The organism is Bacteroides sp. AM23-12 (assembly GCF_003434395.1).
GTDB lineage: Bacteria > Bacteroidota > Bacteroidia > Bacteroidales > Bacteroidaceae > Bacteroides > Bacteroides thetaiotaomicron.
On record NZ_QTLF01000034.1, the window covers coordinates 26,697 to 49,726 of the forward strand.

Sequence of the window (23,030 nt, forward strand, 5' to 3'; positions counted from 1 at the left end):
TTAGGCACGGATTACACAGATTGAAGCGGCTTGTAAGTTACGTGAACTCTTTAAATCCGTGCAATCCGTGTAATCCGTGCCTGAATAATATCATAGATTTATTCCTTATTCGGCTTTTGGCACTGCCTTTTTATGTTTAAGTAGCCTGTGAGGGCTGAATTTTATTTATTGATTTTGCCCCAGGTATCCTTTAATCCTACCGTGCGGTTGAATACAAGTTTCTCCGGAGTCGAGTCTTTGTCGATATTGAAATAACCGATGCGTTGGAATTGCAGGTATGAGAGCACAGGCAAGGTTGCCGCAAACTTCTCGATATAGCAATTCGGCAGAACTTTCAAAGAATCCGGATTGATGATTTCCTTCATTGCTTCCAGAGCTTCGCAGTTCTTTGCTTCACGGATGGCAGCCAGTTCGTCGCGTGGGTTTTCTACTTTCCACAGACGGTCGTAGAGGCGTACTTCTGCTTGCAGGCAGTGGTTGCAGCTTACCCAGTGGAGCGTACCTTTCACTTTGCGGTTGGCATCCGGCATACCGCTGCGGGTGTTCGCGTCATATTCACAATATACTTCTGTGATTACGCCGTTCTCATCCTTCTTGCATCCGGTACATTTTACGATGTAAGCGTTTTTGAGGCGTACTTCCTGTCCCGGAGTCATGCGGAAATATTTCTTGGGCGCGTCTTCCATAAAGTCTTCGCGTTCCATCCATAATTCACGGCTGAACTCGATCATGTGGCTTCCTGCTTCCGGATCTTCCGGATTGTTGATAGCTTCCAGTTCCTCCACTTGTCCTTCCGGATAGTTGGTGATGATGAGTTTCACCGGGTTGATGACAGCAGATACGCGGGTAGCACGGCTGTTCAGATCGTCACGTACGGAGCTTTCCAGCAATGCGATATCGTTCAGGGCATCGTAAGTCGTATAACCGATTTTATCGATAAATTTATGAATAGATTCCGGAGAATAACCACGACGGCGGAAGCCGCAGATAGTCGGCATACGGGGATCGTCCCATCCGTTCACCAATCCTTCTTTTACCAGCGTCAGCAGGTTGCGTTTGCTCATCAGCGTGTAGCTCAGGTTCAGCTTGTTGAACTCAGTCTGACGGGGACGGTTGTCGTTCAGATCCTTACCTTCTTTCAGCCAGTCGATGAAGAGATCATAGAGCGGACGGTGTACCACAAATTCGAGCGTACACAGAGAGTGGGTTACTCCTTCGAAGAAGTCACTCTGTCCGTGGGCGAAGTCGTACATCGGATAAGCCTTCCAGGTAGTACCTGTGCGGTGGTGCGGATGCTTCACGACACGATAGATGATCGGGTCGCGGAAGTGCATATTAGGATTGGCCATGTCGATTTTGGCACGGAGTACCATAGCGCCTTCTTCTATCTCACCGCTGTTCATCTTCTTGAAGAGTTCCAGGCTTTCTTCGATTGGGCGGTCACGGTACGGGCTGTTCACACCTGCTTGCGTGGGAGTACCTTTTTGCTGGGCAATCTGTTCAGCTGTTTGCTCGTCGATATATGCTTTTCCTTCCTCGATGAGGCGGATGGCGAAGTCCCATAATTGCTGGAAATAGTCGGAAGCGTAGTATTCGTTTCCCCATTGGTAGCCAAGCCATTGAATATCTTCTTTGATGGCTTCTACGTATTCCACGTCCTCTTTGGTCGGGTTTGTGTCGTCGAAACGAAGGTTACATACACCGCCATGTCTGGCAGCGATGCCGAAATCAAGGCAAATAGCTTTGGCATGACCGATGTGAAGGTATCCGTTCGGCTCGGGCGGGAAGCGGGTCTGCACTTTTCCACCATTTTTACCTTCCTTCAAATCCTTCTCTACTGCCTGTTCAATAAAGTTCAGGCTTTTCTTATCGCCTGTGTCTTCGTTTTTAATATCTGTCATAACGTTAAAATGTTAACTCTATTTATAGGCTACAAAAGTAGGACATTTTTTTTATTTTACTGGAATATAACCGCTCTTTTTTATAATCTCCTGTCCTTCGGGCGAAAGAATGAAGTTGATCAGAGGAGCTACCTGCTCTTTGTTCTTCACATTATAATAGTAATAAAGGGGGCGGACAATGGGATAAGTCTTGTTCGTTGCGTTCTCCACTGTCGGGGCGGCGTAGTGGCTTCCGTCATACGAAACGGAAAGCGTTTTGGTGCGGGGAGATACGTATGCCAGCCCGACGTACCCGATGGCTCCCTTCGTCTGGCTGACGGACTGGATGATAGCACCTGTGGCGGGCATGGAAAGGCTGCCTGCCATATAGTTCTTGTTTTTCAGCACGTTTTCCTTGAAGAATTCGTAAGTTCCCGAAGAGGTTTCGCGGGAATAGACAACTATTTTGCGGTCGTCTCCGCCCACTTGCTTCCAGTTGGTGATTTTTCCGCGGAAGATATCTTCCAGCTGCTGGCGGGTGAGCTGTTTCACCGGATTGGAAGGGTGCACCACTACGGCAAGGGCGTCGTAGGCTACGATCACCTCGTCCACCTCTTGTCCGGCTTCTTTGGTTTTCATCTTTTCGCTGAATTTGATCGGACGGGAAGCCATGGCAATATCCGTCGTATTATCCATCAGTGCGGAGATGCCGACCCCGGTGCCTCCTCCGGTGACAGTGACCCGCGCATCCGGATGCTGATTCATAAATCGCTCTGCTGTTTGTTGGGCAACAGGCAATACGGTGTCGCTGCCTTTGATACGCTGTGCGTTGGCGCTGAGAGACAGAAGGGAAAGGGCGATTAATAAATTTCTTCTCACTTTCATAATTATTCTTTTTATTGTTGGTGCAAATAAAACAATCGCATATTACATTTTTGTTTCAGATAAGGGAGAAATAATGTTTGTAACACAAATGTAACAGCATTGAAATACTTCCTTCAAACGTTAGTCACACCTCCTTAATAAGGAGTTGCTTTCTTTGCATCAGAAAACCAATAGGTATGAAGAAGATTTTTGAGAAAATAATAGAAGGAATTCTGACTTGTAGCGGTTTCGTAACAAGTATTACAATCCTGCTGATCGTGCTTTTCCTGTTTACGGAGGCTTTCGGGCTGTTCAATAGCAAGGTGATTGAAGAAGGGTACGTGTTGGCTTTGAACAAAGGCAATAAGGTAAATACGCTGAGTCCTGCTCAGATAAAGGACGTTTTCGACGAGGAGATAACGAATTGGAAAGAACTCGGTGGGGAGGATCTCCCTATCCGGGTTTTTCGTTTGGAAGACATCACGGAGTATTATACGGAGGAAGAACTGGGTCCGGCTTACGAGTATGCTGGCGAAAGAATCACGCAGTTGGTGGAGAAGACGCCCGGTATCGTGGCTTTTGTCCCGCAGAAATTTATAGTGCAGCCCGATGCAGTGCATTTTATCAAGGATAATACCATTTCGGTAAAGGATGTCTTTGCGGGTGCCGAATGGTTTCCGACAGCGACTCCTGCCGCCTTATTCGGGTTTCTGCCGTTGATAGCGGGTACCTTGTGGGTGAGTCTGTTCGCTATACTTTTTGCACTTCCGTTCGGGCTTTCGGTATCTATCTATATGTCTGAGGTCGCCAATCCGAAGGTGCGTAACTGGCTGAAACCGATTATTGAGCTGCTGAGTGGTATTCCTTCGGTGGTTTATGGTTTTTTCGGCCTGATCGTCATCGTTCCGCTGATTCAGAAATTCTTTGATCTGCCGGTAGGGGAGAGCGGTTTGGCGGGAAGTATCATCCTGGCTATCATGGCGCTGCCTACTATCATAACAGTTACCGAAGATGCCATGCGCAATTGTCCGCGTTCGATGCGGGAAGCAAGTCTGGCGCTGGGAGCTTCGCAGTGGCAGACTATATATAAGGTCGTGATTCCCTATTCGATCTCCGGAATCACTTCTGGCGTGGTGTTGGGCATCGGACGTGCTATCGGAGAGACGATGGCAGTATTGATGGTAACGGGTAATGCCGCAGTGATACCGACAACAATTCTCGAACCGCTCCGCACGATTCCGGCAACGATTGCGGCGGAACTGGGAGAAGCTCCGGCAGGAGGACCGCACTACGAAGCGTTGTTCCTGTTGGGTGTCGTACTGTTCTTTATAACATTAATCATCAACTTTAGCGTGGAGTATATCTCTTCTAAAGGAATAAAACGTAGCAAGTGATATGGAAATACGAAGTAATAATAAAGCGAAACACCGTTCTCAGAGGCTGGCTTTCGGAATTTTCCGGTTGTTGAGTCTCTGCATAGTGTTGATTTTGTTTGCGATTCTCGGTTTCATTATATATAAGGGAGCGGGCGCTATCAGTTGGGAGTTCATCACTTCGGCACCTACGGACGGGATGACCGGCGGAGGTATCTGGCCGGCTATTGTCGGTACTTTCTATCTGATGGTTGGCAGTGCGCTTTTCGCTTTTCCAGTGGGAGTGATGAGTGGAATCTATATGAATGAATATGCTCCGAAAGGGAAGCTGGTACGTTTTATACGAGTGATGACGAACAATCTGAGCGGTATTCCTTCTATCGTTTTCGGTCTGTTCGGTATGGCGCTGTTTGTCAATTATATGGGCTTTGGTGACAGTATTCTGGCGGGTTCTTTGACGTTAGGTTTACTTTGCGTACCTTTGGTTATTCGTACTACGGAGGAGGCATTGAAAGCGATTCCCGACAGTATGCGTGAAGGAAGCAGGGCATTGGGGGCTACCAGATTGCAGACGATCTGGCATGTGATTCTTCCGATGGGGATGCCGAACATCATTACGGGATTAATCCTTGCTTTGGGACGTGTTTCAGGCGAGACGGCACCGATTCTGTTTACCTGTGCCGCTTACTTCCTGCCGCAGTTGCCGACGAGTATTCTGGACCAGTGTATGGCGCTGCCGTATCACCTGTATGTGATTTCGACCAGCGGAACGGATATGGAAGCGCAGTTGCCGTTGGCTTATGGTACGGCTTTGGTACTGATTGTGATTATCCTTCTGGTTAATCTGCTGGCAAATGCATTGAGAAAATATTTCGAGAAAAGAGTAAAAACGAATTGATAAGTATATGGATACAATAAAAATAGATGCGCGTGATGTAAACTTCTGGTATGGTGATTTTCATGCCTTGAAAGGGATCAGCATGGAGATTGAAGAAAAGTCTGTAGTTGCCTTTATCGGACCGTCGGGATGTGGTAAATCGACTTTCCTTCGTCTTTTCAACCGGATGAACGACTTGATTCCCGCTACCCGTCTGGAAGGTGAAATCCGGATTGACGGGCATAATATTTATGCCAAAGGGGTGGAAGTGGACGAGCTTCGCAAGAATGTGGGCATGGTTTTCCAACGCCCTAACCCTTTCCCGAAAAGCATATTCGAGAATGTCGCTTACGGGCTTCGCGTCAATGGAGTGAAAGATAACGCTTTCATCCGTCAGCGGGTAGAAGAGACGCTGAAAGGGGCTGCGCTTTGGGATGAGGTGAAAGATAAACTGAAAGAGTCTGCCTATGCTTTATCCGGCGGACAGCAGCAACGTCTCTGTATTGCCCGTGCCATGGCGGTATCTCCTTCGGTACTGTTGATGGATGAACCGGCTTCTGCGCTCGATCCTATTTCTACAGCCAAAGTAGAGGAACTGATTCATGAACTGAAGAAGGACTATACAATCGTGATCGTAACTCACAATATGCAGCAGGCAGCACGTGTCAGTGACAAGACGGCTTTCTTCTACTTGGGAGAGATGGTAGAGTATGGTGATACGAAAAGGATATTCACCAACCCTGAGAAAGAGGCTACCCAGAATTATATCACAGGACGTTTCGGCTAAGCGCCACCGGAGTGTTTGTGAAAAACGAGAATATTAATCATTTATATATAAATAGACTATGGTAAAGTTTATAGAATCGGAACTCATTCTATTGAAGAAAGAAGTGGATGAAATGTGGACACTGGTGTACAATCAGCTTGACCGTGCAGGGGAAGCAGTCATGACACTTGACAAGGAACTGGCACAACAGGTAATGGTTCGCGAACGTCGGGTGAATGCCTTTGAACTGAAGATCGACAGTGATATAGAGGATATCATTGCGTTGTACAATCCGGTGGCGATTGATCTCCGATTTGTGCTGGCAATGCTGAAAATCAATACAAATCTGGAACGTCTGGGAGACTTTGCAGAAGGGATAGCCCGTTTCGTTATTCGCTGTAAAGAACCGGTGCTGGACGCCGATTTGCTGGCTCGTCTGCGTTTGGGAGAGATGCAGGCAGAGGTATTGTCCATGCTGGAACTGGCAAAACGTGCCTTGAACGAAGAGAATATTGAAATGGCAACGGCGGTATTCGGCAAAGATAACTTGCTGGATGATATCAATGCGGAAGCCACAGGCATCCTGGCAGATTATATCCGTGAACATCCGGAGACGGCGCATACTTGTGTTGACTTGGTTGGCGTGTTCCGCAAACTGGAGCGTTCGGGCGACCATATTACTAATATAGCCGAAGAAATAGTCTTCTTTATTGATGCGAAAGTCTTAAAACATAGCGGAAAAGTGGACGAAAACTACCCGAAATCGTAATTTTTTGCATGTTTTTAAACAAAAATTAGGGCTACTTAGAAAATAATCCTATATTTGTCCCTTGTAACGGACAAGTTATGGGCGGTTTTGCGTCAAATGATAATAAATCCAAAGAAATTTCAAAAAGATGTTATATGACATGTTTTATAATTTGGAGAGTATCAGTAAAAGCGACTATATTTGCACCGTTATCCTGAAAACAATCTTTTTACCTTAAAAAAAAACTAATACCTATTGAAAACTGAAAAATGGAGCTTTGTGAAAAGCCCCATTTTTTTTTGCTCTTATTTTTTAAGCTCCTTCCTTATTTGTATCTTTGAGCCGTACTAAAATAAATAACATTATGTTTTCTGGAATCGTAGAAGAGTACGCTACTTTGGTAGCACTGGTGAAAGACCAGGAGAATATACACTTTACATTTAAGTGTTCGTTTGTAAATGAGCTGAAGATTGATCAGAGTATTTCTCACAACGGAGTATGCCTGACGGTAGTGAGTCTGACTGATGATACGTATACGGTAACTGCCATGAAAGAAACGCTGGACCGTTCGAATCTTGGTTTGCTGAAAGTGGGCGATAAGGTGAATGTAGAGCGCAGCATGATGATGAATGGCCGACTGGATGGACATATCGTGCAGGGACACGTAGATCAGACGGCTACTTGTGTGGAAATCAAGGATGCGGAAGGAAGCTGGTATTTTACATTTAAATATGCATTTGATAAAGAAATGGCGAAACGTGGCTATATCACGGTAGACAAGGGTTCGGTGACTGTTAATGGTGTCAGTCTGACGGTATGCAATCCGACGGATGATACTTTCCAGGTAGCTATCATACCTTATACTTACGAATATACCAACTTTCATACATTTGAAATCGGTAGCGTAGTGAATATCGAATTTGATATCATCGGTAAGTATATCAGCCGGATGATTCAGTATAGATAATTAAAAAATAGATGTCTGATGGATTTTCTGCAATTGGTACTGTCTCGTCAGAGTGACCGGGCGTATGATAAAGAGCGTCCGGTAGAAGCGGAGAAGCTGGAGCGCATTCTGGAAGCTGCTCGTCTGGCTCCTTCTGCCTGCAATGCGCAGCCATGGAAGTTTGTGGTCGTGACGGACCATGAGCTGGCTTCAAAAGTGGGGAAGGCGGCAGCCGGACTAGGCATGAATAAGTTCGCCAAAGATGCCCCTGTACATATTCTGGTTGTAGAAGAGTCTGCCAATATTACATCCTTGCTTGGAGGAAAAGTAAAAGGCAAGCATTTCCCGCTGATTGATATTGGAATCGCTGCTGCTCATATCACATTGGCTGCAGAGAATGAAGGACTGGGTTCCTGCATCTTGGGCTGGTTTGATGAAAAAGAGATCAAGCAATTGACAGGTATTCCTGCTTCCAAACGTTTATTGCTGGATATTGCAATCGGGTATCCGGTGAAAGAGAAACGAAAGAAGATGAGGAAGCCGAAAGAAAAGGTCATTTCTTATAATCAATACTAATTGAAAAAAGATTACTCCTTGGACTTGCCGGAGTAGATATACAGTAAAAAGCCTCGTTGGTTTAAAAGGAAGAGGTCGTTCCTTTAAAACCAAGGAGGCTTTCCTTTAAAACCAACGACCTGTTTCTTTTAAAGGAAAAAGTAGAAGTCTTTAATCTCTTGATTATGAGATATTTGCCTGAATGTGATTCTCGAAATTGAGAATTGGTAAAAAACAAAGACGTTTATGGGAATTTCTATAGGTCTTTCAGTAGCACTTTACTTGCCTTCTTATAGTATTCTTCTCTGGATTCAGTCAGTACTTTCCATTCGTCATTAAATTCCTCATCCTTGTCGATCTTGAAGTTTTCGGACCCATAAGTATCCAGTCGGTCGAGCAAGATGGCTACATTCAGCTGGTTGATATCCATAGAGGGCTGGTAGCCGATATCTTCACTTTTTTGGTCGGTCACTACCTCGTGGATCAAGTCTATTTCTTGTAATTGATAGAGTACCTGATTAGTCAGCCGGATGGGGATTTGATGCTCTTCCGATATTTCTGCTGCTGTATAGGGCGGTTCATTCCTTTCGAAACGTTTGGCGATAAGTGACATGATCAGGATAGAGATAAAGTCCCGGTAACGTCTGCTGATGTTGCGGGTATCCTGATCGAAACTAAAGCTGCGGATATTTTGTCCGGCATACGTCAATTCAGCTCCGAACAGACAGATGGTCCATGAGATTTGCAGCCAAAGCAGAAACAAGGGGAGGGCGGCGAAGCTACCGTAGATAGCATTGTATTTCGATACCCATAACTGGCTGTTGATATACAGGAACTGGAAGGCCTGATAAGCGGAACCTGCCAGGATACCTGCAATCAGAGCGTGCTTGAATTTTACTTTCGTGTTGGGCATGAAGATATACAGCCCTGTAAACATCAGCCAAGTCAAAACAAATGGGATAAGGCGGATCATGAACTTCATGACGGGAGCCAGTAAAACGAAATCGTCCATCTGCTTCAGCACGGTACTCACAAACAGAGAAAGACCGCCCGATACCACAATCAGAATCGGCATGAGCAGGAACATGGAGAAATAGTCCGTAATCTTCCGGTACATGGAACGCGCTTTCTTTACTTCCCAAATACGGTTGAAAGTGATTTCGATATTGCTCACCAGATTGATCACGGTCCATAGCAACATCACCAGACCTACCCCAATGAAAATACCGCCTTTGGTTTGCGAGAGGTAGGAGTTGACAAAAGAAAGAATAGCTTCCGTCGTTTCTATATTTCCTCCGAAGCCGCTCCGAAACTGGTGCTCCATCAGATTATCAAATCCGAATCCGCGGGCCACGGCGAATAGGATGGCAAGTATAGGCACAATAGCAAGCAGTGTGCTGTATGTCAGTGCTGAGGCCTTGTTTGCCATCCGGTCTTTAGTAAATCGGTTGATACAGAGATAGATGGTTTTGATAATATTGTAGAGCGAGAATTTCGTTCTAGTCACTTCATCTTCCGTGATGCGCCAGATGTCATACGTGATGAATTTCCATATATCGGTGATTTTCTTCTTCATGGCTCAGAATTTTAAAAAAGCAGTTTAAAAAAGAAAAAAAGCAGTCAGCCTGTAAGCCGAGTTCTGTACCTTATAGATATAAGGTGCCTGTCATTTATCTGAGTGGCGTGTCACCACGACACTTTAGCGGTCTACCCTCCGACATGGAGCGAGCAGCTCTCATAACGCCGGTTTACATGACCTTACAACTCCTAAGACGTACAGCCCGTATGTCACCATACGACTGGTAGGCTCTTACCCTACCTTCTCACCCTTACCTCTCCCCGAAAGGAGCGGCGGTTATTTTCTTCTACGTTACTCTACCCTCGCGGACAGCTTTCTGTTAGGAAGTAGGATGCTCTGTGTTGCCCGGACTTTCCTCCTGCGCGAAACGCGCACGCGACAGACCGGCCAACTGCTTTAGAGTGCAAAAGTACGTCATTTATTTTGTTTTAGCCAAAGAAAGTGTCACAAATAGAAATAATTTCTACCTTTGCTATCATTAAATCATGATTCAATGAAGAAAAATATCCTTTTTTTCTATTGCTTGCTGGTAGTAACGGTAGTTAGTCTGAAAGCTCAGGAAATACGCTCCATGCCTGCTGATTCGGCTTATGGGGTAGTGCACATTTCTGTTTGTAATATGCGCGATGAAGGTAAGTTTACATCCGGGATGAGTACGCAGGCGTTGCTCGGAATGCCGGTCAAGGTATTGCAATATACCGGCTGGTATGAGATTCAGACTCCGGATGACTATACGGGATGGGTACACCGGATGGTGATTACTCCGATGTCGAAAGAGCAATACGATGAATGGAACCGTGCTGAGAAGATCGTGGTGACTTCCCATTATGGATTTACGTACGAAAAACCGGATGATGACTCTCAGACCGTATCGGATGTCGTTGCCGGCAACCGTCTGAAGTGGGAGGGGAGTAAAGGGCGCTTTTACAAAGTGTCTTATCCCGACGGTCGCCAGGCATATATATCCAAACATATTTCACAACCCGAAACGAAGTGGAGAGCTTCATTGAAACAGGATGTCGAAAGCATTATTCAAACCGCCTATACAATGATCGGAATCCCTTATCTGTGGGCGGGAACTTCTTCGAAAGGAGTCGATTGCAGCGGTCTGGTCCGGACAGTGCTTTTTATGCACGATATAATCATCCCGAGAGATGCGTCGCAACAGGCTTATGTAGGCGAACGCATTGAAATCGCTCCTGATTTCTCCAACGTGCAACGCGGAGACCTCGTCTTTTTCGGTCGCAAAGCCACAGCCGACCGCAAAGAAGGCATCTCGCACGTAGGCATCTACCTGGGCAACAAACGCTTCATCCATGCCCTGGGAGACGTACATGTCAGCAGCTTTGATCCCGAAGACGAGTACTACGACGAGTTCAACACCGGCCGTCTGCTTTTTGCCACTCGCTTCCTGCCTTATATAAATAAGGAGAAAGGCATGAATACCACTGACCATAACCCCTATTATCTATATGACTAATCATTATCAATTATCCATTATCCATTCAACAAATGCCAAATAGAAGAGATTTCCTGAAAACGGCCGCCTTTGCAACTTTAGGCTCCGGAATAGCTGTCAGTCAGGTATTGGCGGGAGAATCTATAGCTTCCACCATTCATATAAACAAACAGGGTATGGGAGGAAAGATGAAAATGACTTTTTTCCCTTATGAGTTAAAGTTGAGGCACGTCTTTACGGTAGCCACTTATTCGCGTACCACCACACCCGATGTGCAGGTAGAAATCGAATATGAGGGAGTGACCGGATATGGAGAGGCGTCAATGCCCCCTTATCTTGGGGAGACGGTGGAGTCGGTGATGAACTTCCTTAAAAAAGTAAATCTGGAGCAATTCAGTGATCCTTTTCAGTTAGAGGACATTTTGTCATACGTTGACAGTCTGTCGCCGAAAGACACGGCGGCAAAGGCAGCGGTAGATATTGCCCTTCATGATTTGGTGGGAAAACTGCTGGGAGCTCCGTGGCATAAGATATGGGGATTGAATAAGGAAAAGACCCCTTCCACCACCTTTACGATCGGTATTGATACGCCCGATGTGGTGCGCGCCAAAACAAAAGAGTGTGCAGACCGGTTTAATATATTAAAGGTAAAGCTAGGGAGAGACAACGATAAGGAAATGATAGAGACGATCCGTTCGGTGACAGATCTTCCGATTGCCATAGATGCCAACCAGGGATGGAAAGACCGCCAATATGCGCTCGATATGATCCATTGGCTGAAAGAGAAGGGGATTGTAATGATAGAGCAGCCCATGCCGAAGGAACAACTGGATGACATTGCCTGGGTGACACAGCAAAGCCCTCTGCCGGTGTTTGCCGATGAGTCGTTACAGCGTTTAAAGGATGTGGCCGCTTTGAAAGGTGCGTTTACGGGAATCAACATCAAACTGATGAAATGTACCGGTATGCGTGAAGCATGGAAGATGGTGACGCTGGCGCACGCTTTGGGAATGCGCGTGATGGTGGGCTGCATGACGGAGACTTCGTGTGCGATATCTGCTGCCTCGCAATTTTCTCCGGCGGTCGATTTTGCCGATCTCGATGGCAACCTGCTCATCTCCAACGATCGCTTTAAAGGGGTAGAAGTGGTGAAGGGGAAAATCACCTTGAATGACTTACCCGGAATCGGTGTCATGAAAATCTGATCTTACTGAATGAATGTCAGACTGTTAAAGCCATCTGACATACAACGAATGTAAATTTGTCAGTTGCTGTCGTTAAGCGCTGTTAAGCCTCAAATATTCTCTGTTAAAAGAGGACAAAAAAGAGTGACAAGTAGAATAAGTGAACGATATTTGTTATTATTTTAACGTCGTAAAAGTTAAAACAATGTCGAATATTAACATTTTAAAGAATTATAAATCATGAAACAGACAACAAAGAACATTCTGGGAGTAGGAGCTATTATTCTTCTTAGCTCAGGAGTTGCAGGATTGACAACTTACAAATTGTTGCAATCCAATGATGCTGCCAAAGAGACATCTTTTAATGAGATGTTCCAGCAGAATCCCAATGTCAAATTGGCTGCTTTTGACGCGGTAAACGCTCAACCGGTTGACTTGACACAAGCTGCGGAGAATTCGCTTCATGCTGTCGTACATATAAAGTCTACTCAGGAAGCTAAAACAAGAACCGTTCAGCAAGCGCCGGATATTTTTGACTTCTTCTTTGGAGACGGACGCGGACAGCAGCGTCAGGTACAATCCCAGCCTCGTGTTGGTTTTGGTTCCGGAGTCATCATTTCCAAAGACGGATATATCGTAACCAACAATCACGTAATTGAAGGTGCCGATGAGATCAGTGTGAAGCTGAATGATAACCGTGAGTTCAGAGGACGTGTGATCGGTACTGACCCGAGCACAGACCTTGCTTTGATCAAGATTGAGTCTGATGATGATCTGCCTACTATTCCGGTTGGAGATTCCGAAACACTGAAAGTAGGAGAGTGGGTACTCGCCGTAGGAAACCCCTTCAATCTGAACTCTACAGTGACAGCAGGTATCGTAAGTGCCAAAGCCCGTACTTTGGGAGTATACAATGGCGGTATTGAATCTTTCATCCAGACAGATGCCGCCATCAACCAGGGAAATAGTGGTGGTGCACTGGTGAATGCGAAAGGCGAACTGGTAGGTATTAACTCCGTGTTGTCTTCACCTACGGGAGCATACGCCGGATACGGCTTTGCTATCCCTACCAGCATTATGACTAAGGTAGTTGCCGACCTGAAACAATACGGAACAGTACAGCGTGCCCTCCTTGGCATCAAGGGAGCTTCTTTGGGCAGCAGCATCATGGAAGATCAGAGTCCTATCGATAAGTCCGGTACTACACTGCGTGATAAAGCGAAAGAATTTGGCGTGGTAGACGGCGTATGGGTACGCGAAATCGTTGATAACGGTTCGGCTGCCGGTGCTGATATCAAGGTGGATGACGTAATTGTCGGTTTAGATAACAAGAAAGTACATAACTTTGCCGACTTGCAGGAAGCATTGGCTAAACACCGTCCGGGCGATAAGGTAACTGTGAAACTAGTTCGTGACAAGAAAGAAAAGTCAGTAGAAGTGACGCTGAAGAACGAACAGGGTACTACCAAGATCGTGAAGGAAGCTGGTATGGAAATTCTGGGTGCTGCATTCAAAGAACTGCCGGATGACTTGAAGAAACAGCTGAATCTCGGCTATGGTCTGCAAGTGACAGGCGTTTCTTCCGGTAAGATGTCAGATGCAGGAGTTCGCAAAGGTTTCATCATCCTGAAAGCTAACGACCAGCCGATGCGCAAAGTAAGTGATCTGGAAGAAGTGATGAAAGCCGCTGTTAAGTCTCCGAATCAGGTATTGTTCCTGACCGGCGTATTCCCGTCCGGCAAGCGCGGATACTTTGCAGTAGACCTGACTCAGGAATGAGTTATAAATTAAGGTAAGAAGATTGTAGGATAAGCTAATGAAATAGAAAAAGGATGCCGTCATACAACTTGTCGGCATTCTTTTTTGTTTTATTAGTTGAAAATATAGTGAAAAAGTTGCCTAAATATGTATGTTAACAAATTATTTGTCGTAACTTTGCACTCCAAATCTGTTTTTAAAGAATGAGACAACTAAAGATTACCAAAAGTATCACTAACAGAGAGAGCGCTTCTCTTGACAAGTATTTGCAGGAAATCGGCCGTGAGGACCTGATAACAGTCGAGGAAGAAGTGGAACTCGCTCAGCGCATTCGTAAGGGTGACCGTGTAGCATTGGAAAAATTGACACGTGCCAATCTTCGTTTCGTCGTATCTGTGGCCAAGCAGTACCAGAACCAGGGTTTGAGTTTGCCTGACTTGATTAATGAAGGCAATTTAGGACTGATCAAGGCCGCCGAAAAGTTTGATGAAACACGTGGATTCAAGTTTATCAGCTACGCCGTATGGTGGATTCGCCAGTCTATTCTGCAAGCATTGGCAGAGCAGTCGCGTATTGTTCGTCTCCCGTTGAATCAGGTAGGTTCGCTGAATAAGATCAGCAAAGCCTTCTCAAAGTTCGAACAGGAAAACGAGCGGCGTCCGTCTCCCGAAGAGTTGGCAGATGAACTGGAAATTCCGGTTGACAAGATATCTGATACACTGAAGGTATCCGGCCGTCATATTTCGGTGGATGCGCCTTTCGTGGAAGGAGAAGACAACAGCCTGTTGGATGTGTTGGTAAACGACGATTCGCCTATGGCGGACCGCTCTCTGGTTAATGAGTCTCTTGCGAGGGAAATTGATAGAGCTCTTTCTACGTTAACCGAACGCGAAAAAGAAATCATACAGATGTTTTTCGGTATCGGACAACAAGAAATGACATTGGAAGAAATCGGCGATAAGTTTGGCCTCACACGTGAGCGCGTTCGTCAGATTAAAGAAAAAGCAATTAGAAGACTAAGACAAAGTAATCGTAGTAAATTGCTCAAATCCTACTTGGGATAAGTGAGGAATATCAGTTTCTGAAAAAAAAGAATTAGGGTCGCATAAGTTGCACTTCTTGGAGTAATCATCTGAAGAATGTACTTATGCGACTTTTATTTAGCCGTTATTCGTCAATACTATACTATGCACAATTTTATGAAGAAGTCTGCTCTGATATTATTCACGCTTGTTGGTCTGAACATTGGCATCGTAGCCAAAGCCGAACAACCCTTACGGGAAAAAGCCCTTGCAGCGAAAACCTATTGCGTAGAGAAAGGGTTTAATACGAATTATTGCTTTCTGGTAGATTTCAGCATTCCTTCCGGCAAAAAACGTTTCTTTGTCTGGGATTTCAAAGGCGATTCCATCAAATATTCAAGTCTGTGTGCTCATGGATATGGTAAGGAGAGCACGCCGAAGAAACCGGTATATAGTAATGTGGAAGGCAGCTATTGCTCTTCTTTGGGGAAGTATAAGGTAGGAATCCGTTCGTATAGTAAATGGGGGATTAATGTACATTATAAACTGCATGGATTGGAATCGACCAACAGCAATGCTTTCAAGCGTTACATTGTGCTCCATTCGTATACTCCGGTACCGACTTTGGAGATATCCCCCATGCATCTTCCATTGGGGATTAGCCAGGGATGTCCTGTGATCTGTGATGACGCGATGCGGAAGGTCGATGCACTGCTGAAAGTCGAGAAGAAGCCTGTGTTGCTATGGATATATGAATAGAAATACTAAATCTTAATGATAAATAGATGATATTTCCTCTTTTTTGTTACCTTTGCCACAATTAAAAATTTATGATATGAAATACGTAAAAATACTATTTGCAATGGCACTTGTGTTGACAATGTGCTCGGCTTTCTCTTTAAAGAAAGACCACTCAAAAACAGTTTATGCCTTCGGAATTGCCGCTTCCTTTACGGATACAGTCGTGTATTTTACGGATATTCAAATATTGGATAGCGCAAAGGTTAGCAAGGAAGGTTTTCTGACTCATCGTGATCTGTACAGCTATCAGCTGAAGAATTATGTGGAAGATAACGGACTGCAACAGAATAGTACCTGTATGATCTATTTCTCAGAAAACAGGAAAAAACTGGAGAAAGAGGCAACGAAGATTCTGAGTAAATATAAAAGGAACAGGAATACCACAGTAACACGGATTGATACTGATAAATTCCACTTTATAAAACCGGAAGAGTAAAAGATTAATTGTTAATATGATAAGAGATGCAGGTTTGCATCTCTTATTTTTTTATCTTTGCAGCCGTAACTAATTGGTAATCTAATGAAAAAGATTAAAATATTATCCCTTCTCATGGGTTTGGCTGCGTTGTTTGCAGCTTGTGAGAATAATGAAAACGAAGGTCCTGAAGGACCCGAACCACGTGAGCAGGTAGGACGTACAGTGTTGGTCTATATCGTGGGGGATAATGGAGTCAGTGAGTTATCAAGCCTTTTTAAAGTCAACTTTAGCGATATGAAGGCGGGTATGGAAGAGGTTGATTATTCCAAGTGTAATTTGGTTGTTTATAGTGAGATGGTAAATGACGTTCCTCACTTGATTTCATTGAAACAGAAGAATGGTAAAGTAGTGGCCGATACTCTTTTTACTTATGATGAACAAAATCCGCTGGATAAGGAAGTTATGGCCAGTGTTATTTCCCAAACAGTTAGTTATTTCCCGGCAGATAGTTATGGGTTTGTATTTTTGTCTCATAGCTCTTCATGGGTGCCGGCCAGTAATAATGCGAACTCTCGCTCCATCGGATATTATCGTAGGACTCAGATGAATATACCGGATTTCCGTGAAGCATTGTCCTCTGCTTTTCCAAAACCATTAAAATTTATATTGTTTGACTCATGTAATATGCAATCTGTGGAAGTCGCCTATGAACTTCGTGACTGTTCCGAATATTTTATTGGTTCTCCTACGGAGATTCCGGGACCGGGTGCACCTTATAAGGCAGTAGTACCGGAAATGTTTACTGAAACAAATTTGGCGACGAATATAGCAGAGGCGTATTATGGATATTATGAAAAATCTTATACAGGGGTTGCTCCTGTTAGTAATGAGAATTGGACGGGAGGAGTTGCTACTTCTGTGATAAAGAGTGCGGCTTTGGATAATTTGGCAGCAGCAACCAAGACAATCATTCCTAAATATATTCAAGAGAAAAGGGAAGTAGACCGTAGTGATATACTAGCTTATGATTTTAACGATGACGCTAATTATGATTTTGAAAAACTGATCCGAAATTTGACAGGTGGAGTAGATAATACGGATTATCGGTCTTGGTATACAGCCTTTGAAGCAGCTGTTGTATATAGGAAAACAACTCTCAAAAACTATTCCGGTATCATTCATAGAATGTTTACTATGGAAGGTTCGGAAGGACTCTCTACATATATACCTACTGGCGCAAGCAATTCTACTATGAATACTTTCTATCGTACTTTGTCATGGTACACTGCTGCCGGATGGGATGGAACTGGATGGTAAGAATAAAGTCAGAATAAAAAGAAAGTGTGCCGCCCTGAAGCAGCACATTTTTTTTTATCTCCCCCCTACAACCATTCATACTCCTTCCTCGCAACCTCCGGACACTTGATTCAGACATCCGCACTTAACTGATAATGCCCTACGATTTTCGCCTGTGGAAATAACAGTTTCAGTTCTCCTAATATCCGTAGTAGCGTTTCTTTTTGTTACGTCGCCGTGTATTCATTGGTGCTACCCCCTCCGGGTTTCTCGTCAAGTTTCGGAGAATCTTCGTTTTCTTCCTCAGCATCCGCTTTGTAGAGAGAATATTTCATCACCTTACACATATGTTTTATTAAAACGCTGCAAAGGTAAAAATCGTTTGCAGGTGTGGAAAAACCGTGAAGCACCGCATTGGTAATAAGGGTAAGGAGAGTACATTCCTTTTTATTTCGACAAAAAAATCGGTTGAACATTGTGTAGGGTAGTTCATTTTATATAGTTTATGGCGAAAAAAGAATCTCAATTATGAACTTAAAAAGAAAGGATTATATGAAACAGCATAGCTTTACAGACTTTGTTTACGAAGTTATTGGCGAGTTGCGGCAAGAGAACCGTTTTGCGACGGCCTATATCTATCACTATGCCTTGCAGGCATTCACCGCTTCTGTAGGTGGTGGCAAAATATTTTGGGGAGGACTGAACCGAAGAAGCTTGTGTAAATTTCAATATTATCTGGAGAAAGAGCAGAAGAGTTATAACACAACTTCTACTTATATCCGTGCGCTGCGTGCTATTTATAACCGTGCGGTAGATCGTGGGGTTGTGGCGGGAGAATGTCGCCTGTTTGTCAATCTCAAAACAGGGGTATCTTCCGAACATAAATTGGCATTAACTGCCGGGCAGACGAGCCGATTGCTGGGTGATGTTGTTGACGGAAAGTATTCTTCCGGCAGACTCTCCAGTCCTGTACTCCCTCCGGAGGTGTACCGGGCGCAGGACACAATGCGATTGATGCTGTTGCTGCAAGGGATGCCTTTTGTAGACCTTGCTCACTTGCGCAAAGTGGATTTGAAAGGGGACCTGCTGATATGCCGACGCCAAAAGACGGGTACTGAACTTTGTGTCAAGCTTATGCCGCAGGCACGTCAGCTTATCGAACGTTATAGGAGCCGGGAAGAATCTTCGCCCTATCTGTTGGATATCCTTACTCCCACTTCTTCCGATAGAGAAGCTTTTGATGATTATCGCCGTTGCTTGCGTAAGCTGAACTTCAACCTTTCGAGACTACCCGGACTGATGGGAATGGAGGAGGTAAAAGTCAGTTCCTACACGGCACGCCACACTTGGGCTACACTTGCCAAATATTGCCAGGTTCCCGAAGAGGTGATTTCCGAAGGACTGGGACATTCTTCACTTGAAGTCACACGGACGTATCTCAAGAGTTTTGAAGGGGAGGAACTTAATCGGGCAAATATAGTCGTTAATAATTACATAATCACAGGGGAAAAGAGAATGTGGAATGAAGCTTAAGATGCTGTTACTTCGTAAGTAACAGAGAGTTATTGATGCTGCAAAGATATAAGAATTTTAATAAAAAATATATTATTTACAAAGTTATTTTCATTAGATCACTAAAAAAGTTTCGACACAAGGCAAAAAACAAGGATAGGGATACATACTAGTTGCAAGAGTTATGAAAACGCATATAACTTTTTCTTCCCACTTTGAAATGAATAAAGCGGAATACACTGCTATTTGTCTTTCTTGACTTAAATAATCTGTTGATAATCAGAATTATGGTAGAACTGCGCTCTGTTCTGTCATAAAACAAGTTTCTGTTACTTACGAAGTAATTTTCGCCTATACAAACGGACAACTTAAGTATAATGAAGCAAAAAAATAAATTCATAAAAGAGCGTCTTAAGCACAAACAGGAGCAGCTTTCCATGCAGGCAATCAGACAGGAACGTCTTAACCGTACCATGCAAAATACCAAAGATGATATTGATCAGCTCATCTATGCCCTTCACGAACTGGAAGAAGCCGAAAAAGGTAATCATAAACGTCATACTATTCCTTATAATGAAGTCTTCAGTTTCTTTACGCGCATCTGCCGTCTGTTCGACTATCTTCAACACCGTTGCCATAAATATTTTAATTACCGGCTGACCTGCCTTGTGATACACGCCCATTACCGATTTCGCAGCCGGACACGGGCACCCGGTCGTGAGTATCTTAGTCCCGGAACCATACTTACCTATTTCAAGCATGAATGGGAAATGGTTGTATAACTTCGAACTTAAAATAATCATTGCATTTATAACACTTCTTTTTTCTTAGGGATCTGATAGCGATTTACATTATTAATTAATAACTAGAGAATATGGGAAAATTAAAACATTTAGGTATGTCACTCCTCTTGGCAACAACATTTTTCAGTTGCGGAGATGACTATGACGACACTGCTTTGCGCAACGATGTGAACGACCTTAAATCGAGAGTAGAAAAACTGGAATCATGGTGCAGCACTACCAATACACAGATCAGCGCCTTGCAGGGACTGGTTTCAGCATTGGAACAGAATGACTATGTGACCGGAGTTACTCCTATTGTAGAAGGATCAGTAGAAGTGGGTTACACTATCACTTTCACTAAAAGCAAGCCCATCACCATCTATCACGGCAAGGATGGTAAGAACGGTGCTGACGGTATAAACGGTGTCGACGGCATCACCCCTCTTATTGGTGCGGAGAAAGATACCGACGGTATATATTATTGGACTATAAAGCTCGGTGATGCCGATTCTGCATGGTTGACTGATGCTGATAACAATAAAATACCTACTACCGGTAAAGATGGAGAAAATGGAAACGATGGTGAACCTGGAAACAATGGTGAGCCTGGTAAGGATGGTGAGCCCGGTCATTCTCCCGTTATCAGTGTAGATACGTTTGAAGGCAAACTGTACTGGAAAGTAGATGATGAATGGTTACTGGACAGTAATAGTAATAAAGTGGCTGCCACCGGTGAAAAGGGAGATACCGGTTCCGCTGGGAAAGACGGGGAGAAAGGTCCGCAAGGTGAGCAGGGGGATTCTGTTTTCAAAAAAGACGGTGTGAAAATAGAAGACGGCAAAGTGATCTTCACATTAGCAAATGGAAAGGAATTCACGCTTCCGATGCTAGTTGACGGCCTCGCTGTGGGTATTGGTGGCAGCGATTTGTTCTATGCATCGCCTTCAGACAATTCTATAGATGTCACTTTTGCTTCTACTATGAAAGAGGAAGATTATAAATCCATTGTTGCTACTATTACGAATGGTAATGAAGCAGACTGGATTATTAAAAGTCGTGGTGCGGTAGATACATGGAAAGTAGCAGTAACGGAACCGACTTTCACCGGCACAGACGGAACATATACTCCGGGAAGTGCAAAGATTACTATTACCCCTCCGGCAAATGTCAAACTGTCGGATACAGCTCTATTGACGGTGACAGTGACTGACGCTAATGATGGTACAATATCAGTTTCGAGAGAAGTGAAATATTTTGATGGTGAGATAGTGGCATGTACCGGAGGTGATTTAAGTATCAAAGGATTGGATACATCTGTGAAAAGACTGGCCCTAAAGGGCTCTATTACGGTAGAAGATTTTAAATATATCAGAGAATCATTAACTGCACTTGAAGTGCTGGATATTTCGATGACCGACTTGACTGAACTGCCGGATCGTGCATTACGTTTCGGTGGTGATACACCAAACACTTCATTGAAAGCAGTCAGACTGCCTTTATCTATGAAAACTATCGGTTATGCAGCTTTCACTAATTGCAGAGCATTGACAAGTATTGATACTGAGAATGTGGAAATCATAGGTGAATGGGCATTCGAACAATGCCGCGGTTTGGTGGAAGTGAAATTGCACGACGGATTGAAAGAGATTCGTAGACAAGCCTTCAATAATTGTATTTCACTGACATCGATAGATATTCCAGGTAGTGTAACAGATTTGGGCAAAAATACAGAAGTATCTACGTCACAGTATGAAGGTTGGGTGTTTGAAAACTGTACGAACTTAAGTACGATCACTTTGCATGAGGGTTTGAAGAAATTATATGTCTCAACCTTTTCTCGTTGTGGAGTCGTATCTATCAATATACCTACGACAGTAACAGATATCCCTGACTATGCTTTTCAGGAATGTCAGAATCTGGAGCGCGTCACATGGCATAATGGTATCACTCAGATAGGGGAGGCTGCATTTTTAAGATGCCGTTCATTAAAGGCTATTACTATTCCTACAGAAGTAACAGTACTCAGGAATAATCTATTTGATGAATGTGCGAATTTGCAGTATGTGACATTACATCATAATATCACTGAGATACAAGTAAGAGCTTTCTCTTATTGCACTTTACTTAAGTCAGAGTTTTTCCCTTACGAAGATGCTTATATAGATAGAGCAGCACTCCCCAATGCACTGCAAACTTTAGGAGCAGGTGTATTTACGGATTGTAAGAACATGGAAAGTATTAATATGCAACGTACACAGGTGAAAAATATACTCAGGAATACATATTCCGGATGTAGTGGTATAACTACCTTCTATTATCCGAATGTAGTAGAAACAATCGGTGAGTTTGCTTTTTCAGGTTGTTCTGCGTTAGTGGGATCTTTTTTCCCGGCTTCATTAACATCCATTGAAACAAATGCATTCCACTTATGTACGAAAATGAGCCAAGTTTACTGTTTGGGAAGTACTCCACCTACGCTTGGTACGGCTGCTTTTGATTCTTCTCTAAAATCAATAAGTACACTATTTGTGCCAGAGGCTGCGATTTCGGCATATAGTAGCAGTAGTTGGAATCCCTATTTTAAAGAAATAAAGAAAGATTTACTCCATCCATAAAATTCAGAAATTCAAATGATAACCAGGTTCCGTTGCTTTTCTTGGCAAGAAAGGTGGCGGAATCTTTGTTTTGTTACACTGTTCTGGCAATTCGATATAATAAAACTTAAACATATTCTTCCATTTTTTTTATTATCTTTTTTATTCCATACGTTTGTAAATGGCAAGCTTTTCCGCAGGTTTGTATATTATTCACGCTCACTGATTCATCGATATTAATTTTGTAGTCGTGATTTTTATCTATTCAATCCTTTACTCACGCGTGAATATATATTAATGTATAAAGAAAATAGCTTTTACAATTACAGTAGAAAAAGATACTCTACAATATCATTGTCAATCAGGTGGTTACAGAAAAGTTTCAAAAAAGTGGTAGAAAATAGTCAGATATATTTGGATTGTATAGCAAAACCTCGTACTTTTGCACCCGCTTTCCAAGAGAGGGACAGCCTAACAATTGACATTCTGCTAAAGTTTAAGGCTTTAGAAAATAAAAACAAAAAAACTTCGGAAAAAGTTTGGAAGTTATCTGAAAAAGTTCTTATCTTTGCACCCGCTTTTAAAACGAAAGCAGCAAGTTCTTTGAAATATT

The 23,030-nt window shown here is 43.7% G+C and carries 20 protein-coding genes and 1 other RNA gene; 17 read left to right on the top strand and 4 right to left on the bottom strand.

Annotated features, from left to right (window positions below):
* Nucleotides 1-161: 161 nt before the first annotated feature.
* Both DW640_RS19825 and DW640_RS19830 read right to left on the bottom strand, forming a co-directional pair.
* Nucleotides 162-1,901, bottom strand: a complete 1,740-nt coding sequence (locus DW640_RS19825) for a glutamine--tRNA ligase/YqeY domain fusion protein (RefSeq protein WP_054960075.1) — start codon at nucleotides 1,899-1,901, stop codon at nucleotides 162-164.
* Nucleotides 1,902-1,952: 51 nt separating this feature from the next.
* Complete coding sequence (locus DW640_RS19830) at nucleotides 1,953-2,765, bottom strand: PstS family phosphate ABC transporter substrate-binding protein (RefSeq protein ID WP_008762446.1); 813 nt, start codon at nucleotides 2,763-2,765, stop codon at nucleotides 1,953-1,955.
* A 176-nt stretch (nucleotides 2,766-2,941) separates the two neighbouring features.
* Here DW640_RS19830 and pstC point away from each other — a divergent pair, with 176 nt between their 5' ends.
* The 6 genes from pstC to DW640_RS19860 all read left to right on the top strand — a co-directional run bounded on the left by pstC (nucleotide 2,942) and on the right by DW640_RS19860 (nucleotide 8,030).
* Nucleotides 2,942-4,138, top strand: a complete 1,197-nt coding sequence (pstC, locus tag DW640_RS19835; protein ID WP_008764958.1) for a phosphate ABC transporter permease subunit PstC — start codon at nucleotides 2,942-2,944, stop codon at nucleotides 4,136-4,138.
* A gap of 1 nt (nucleotide 4,139) precedes the next feature.
* Nucleotides 4,140-5,015 (top strand): phosphate ABC transporter permease PstA, encoded by an 876-nt coding sequence (gene pstA, locus DW640_RS19840; protein ID WP_008762448.1) that lies wholly within the window; start codon nucleotides 4,140-4,142, stop codon nucleotides 5,013-5,015.
* 7 nt (nucleotides 5,016-5,022) lie between these two features.
* Nucleotides 5,023-5,781, top strand: a complete 759-nt coding sequence (gene pstB, locus DW640_RS19845) for a phosphate ABC transporter ATP-binding protein PstB (RefSeq protein ID WP_008762449.1) — start codon at nucleotides 5,023-5,025, stop codon at nucleotides 5,779-5,781.
* A 58-nt stretch (nucleotides 5,782-5,839) separates the two neighbouring features.
* On the top strand, nucleotides 5,840-6,529 hold the full coding sequence (gene phoU / locus DW640_RS19850) for a phosphate signaling complex protein PhoU (protein WP_010538552.1): 690 nt from the start codon (nucleotides 5,840-5,842) through the stop codon (nucleotides 6,527-6,529).
* Nucleotides 6,530-6,872: 343 nt separating this feature from the next.
* Nucleotides 6,873-7,475: a riboflavin synthase gene (locus tag DW640_RS19855; RefSeq protein WP_008766638.1), complete on the top strand. Its 603-nt coding sequence runs from the start codon at nucleotides 6,873-6,875 to the stop codon at nucleotides 7,473-7,475.
* Between the two features lie 18 nt (nucleotides 7,476-7,493).
* Nucleotides 7,494-8,030, top strand: a complete 537-nt coding sequence (locus DW640_RS19860) for a nitroreductase family protein (RefSeq protein WP_022469939.1) — start codon at nucleotides 7,494-7,496, stop codon at nucleotides 8,028-8,030.
* Between the two features lie 235 nt (nucleotides 8,031-8,265).
* Here DW640_RS19860 and DW640_RS19865 read toward each other — a convergent pair whose 3' ends face one another.
* Together DW640_RS19865 and rnpB are read right to left on the bottom strand one after the other, a co-directional pair.
* Nucleotides 8,266-9,585, bottom strand: a complete 1,320-nt coding sequence (locus tag DW640_RS19865; protein WP_008762455.1) for a YihY/virulence factor BrkB family protein — start codon at nucleotides 9,583-9,585, stop codon at nucleotides 8,266-8,268.
* 36 nt (nucleotides 9,586-9,621) lie between these two features.
* Nucleotides 9,622-9,983: RNase P RNA component class A (gene rnpB / locus DW640_RS19870), an RNA gene on the bottom strand.
* 98 nt (nucleotides 9,984-10,081) lie between these two features.
* On the opposite strand from rnpB, the gene DW640_RS19875 reads away from it, so the two are divergent.
* The 11 genes from DW640_RS19875 to DW640_RS24080 form a co-directional block, all read left to right on the top strand.
* Complete coding sequence (locus DW640_RS19875; protein ID WP_008762456.1) at nucleotides 10,082-11,068, top strand: C40 family peptidase; 987 nt, start codon at nucleotides 10,082-10,084, stop codon at nucleotides 11,066-11,068.
* 32 nt (nucleotides 11,069-11,100) lie between these two features.
* A complete protein-coding gene (locus DW640_RS19880) occupies nucleotides 11,101-12,252 on the top strand; it encodes a dipeptide epimerase (RefSeq protein ID WP_022469938.1) in 1,152 nt (383 codons plus the stop codon).
* 219 nt (nucleotides 12,253-12,471) lie between these two features.
* The gene (locus tag DW640_RS19885; RefSeq protein ID WP_008762458.1) at nucleotides 12,472-14,010 is read left to right on the top strand and encodes a trypsin-like peptidase domain-containing protein; all 1,539 of its coding nucleotides are present in this window, start codon (nucleotides 12,472-12,474) and stop codon (nucleotides 14,008-14,010) included.
* A 182-nt stretch (nucleotides 14,011-14,192) separates the two neighbouring features.
* Nucleotides 14,193-15,053, top strand: coding sequence for an RNA polymerase sigma factor RpoD/SigA (locus DW640_RS19890; RefSeq protein ID WP_008766632.1), 861 nt, complete (start codon nucleotides 14,193-14,195; stop codon nucleotides 15,051-15,053).
* Nucleotides 15,054-15,188: 135 nt separating this feature from the next.
* Nucleotides 15,189-15,770: a murein L,D-transpeptidase catalytic domain-containing protein gene (locus tag DW640_RS19895; protein WP_117578866.1), complete on the top strand. Its 582-nt coding sequence runs from the start codon at nucleotides 15,189-15,191 to the stop codon at nucleotides 15,768-15,770.
* A 76-nt stretch (nucleotides 15,771-15,846) separates the two neighbouring features.
* Nucleotides 15,847-16,248 (top strand): hypothetical protein, encoded by a 402-nt coding sequence (locus DW640_RS19900; protein ID WP_008762460.1) that lies wholly within the window; start codon nucleotides 15,847-15,849, stop codon nucleotides 16,246-16,248.
* Nucleotides 16,249-16,332: 84 nt separating this feature from the next.
* Nucleotides 16,333-17,547, top strand: coding sequence for a clostripain-related cysteine peptidase (locus DW640_RS19905; RefSeq protein WP_048693060.1), 1,215 nt, complete (start codon nucleotides 16,333-16,335; stop codon nucleotides 17,545-17,547).
* A 531-nt stretch (nucleotides 17,548-18,078) separates the two neighbouring features.
* A complete protein-coding gene (locus DW640_RS19910; protein ID WP_008762463.1) occupies nucleotides 18,079-19,059 on the top strand; it encodes a site-specific integrase in 981 nt (326 codons plus the stop codon).
* A gap of 356 nt (nucleotides 19,060-19,415) precedes the next feature.
* On the top strand, nucleotides 19,416-19,820 hold the full coding sequence (locus DW640_RS19915) for a hypothetical protein (RefSeq protein WP_008762464.1): 405 nt from the start codon (nucleotides 19,416-19,418) through the stop codon (nucleotides 19,818-19,820).
* 92 nt (nucleotides 19,821-19,912) lie between these two features.
* A complete protein-coding gene (locus tag DW640_RS19920; protein WP_117578867.1) occupies nucleotides 19,913-22,438 on the top strand; it encodes a leucine-rich repeat protein in 2,526 nt (841 codons plus the stop codon).
* 369 nt (nucleotides 22,439-22,807) lie between these two features.
* On the top strand, nucleotides 22,808-23,030 hold a 223-nt coding region (locus DW640_RS24080), incomplete at its 3' end, for a hypothetical protein (protein WP_233525460.1).

Bases quoted from the DNA above. Each gene is read 5' to 3' on its own strand.
- DW640_RS19920 (WP_117578867.1), top strand. From the start codon at position 19,913: ATGGGAAAATTAAAACATTTAGGTATGTCACTCCTCTTGGCAACAACA.
- DW640_RS19915 (WP_008762464.1), top strand. From the start codon at position 19,416: ATGAAGCAAAAAAATAAATTCATAAAAGAGCGTCTTAAGCACAAACAG.
- DW640_RS19875 (WP_008762456.1), top strand. From the start codon at position 10,082: ATGAAGAAAAATATCCTTTTTTTCTATTGCTTGCTGGTAGTAACGGTA.
- DW640_RS19825 (WP_054960075.1), bottom strand. From the start codon at position 1,901: ATGACAGATATTAAAAACGAAGACACAGGCGATAAGAAAAGCCTGAAC.
- pstB (WP_008762449.1), top strand. From the start codon at position 5,023: ATGGATACAATAAAAATAGATGCGCGTGATGTAAACTTCTGGTATGGT.
- DW640_RS19855 (WP_008766638.1), top strand. From the start codon at position 6,873: ATGTTTTCTGGAATCGTAGAAGAGTACGCTACTTTGGTAGCACTGGTG.
- DW640_RS19830 (WP_008762446.1), bottom strand. From the start codon at position 2,765: ATGAAAGTGAGAAGAAATTTATTAATCGCCCTTTCCCTTCTGTCTCTC.
- DW640_RS19890 (WP_008766632.1), top strand. From the start codon at position 14,193: ATGAGACAACTAAAGATTACCAAAAGTATCACTAACAGAGAGAGCGCT.
- DW640_RS19900 (WP_008762460.1), top strand. From the start codon at position 15,847: ATGAAATACGTAAAAATACTATTTGCAATGGCACTTGTGTTGACAATG.
- pstA (WP_008762448.1), top strand. From the start codon at position 4,140: ATGGAAATACGAAGTAATAATAAAGCGAAACACCGTTCTCAGAGGCTG.
- DW640_RS19885 (WP_008762458.1), top strand. From the start codon at position 12,472: ATGAAACAGACAACAAAGAACATTCTGGGAGTAGGAGCTATTATTCTT.
- DW640_RS19895 (WP_117578866.1), top strand. From the start codon at position 15,189: ATGAAGAAGTCTGCTCTGATATTATTCACGCTTGTTGGTCTGAACATT.
- DW640_RS19865 (WP_008762455.1), bottom strand. From the start codon at position 9,585: ATGAAGAAGAAAATCACCGATATATGGAAATTCATCACGTATGACATC.
- DW640_RS19860 (WP_022469939.1), top strand. From the start codon at position 7,494: ATGGATTTTCTGCAATTGGTACTGTCTCGTCAGAGTGACCGGGCGTAT.
- DW640_RS19905 (WP_048693060.1), top strand. From the start codon at position 16,333: ATGAAAAAGATTAAAATATTATCCCTTCTCATGGGTTTGGCTGCGTTG.
- phoU (WP_010538552.1), top strand. From the start codon at position 5,840: ATGGTAAAGTTTATAGAATCGGAACTCATTCTATTGAAGAAAGAAGTG.
- DW640_RS19910 (WP_008762463.1), top strand. From the start codon at position 18,079: ATGAAACAGCATAGCTTTACAGACTTTGTTTACGAAGTTATTGGCGAG.
- DW640_RS19880 (WP_022469938.1), top strand. From the start codon at position 11,101: ATGCCAAATAGAAGAGATTTCCTGAAAACGGCCGCCTTTGCAACTTTA.
- pstC (WP_008764958.1), top strand. From the start codon at position 2,942: ATGAAGAAGATTTTTGAGAAAATAATAGAAGGAATTCTGACTTGTAGC.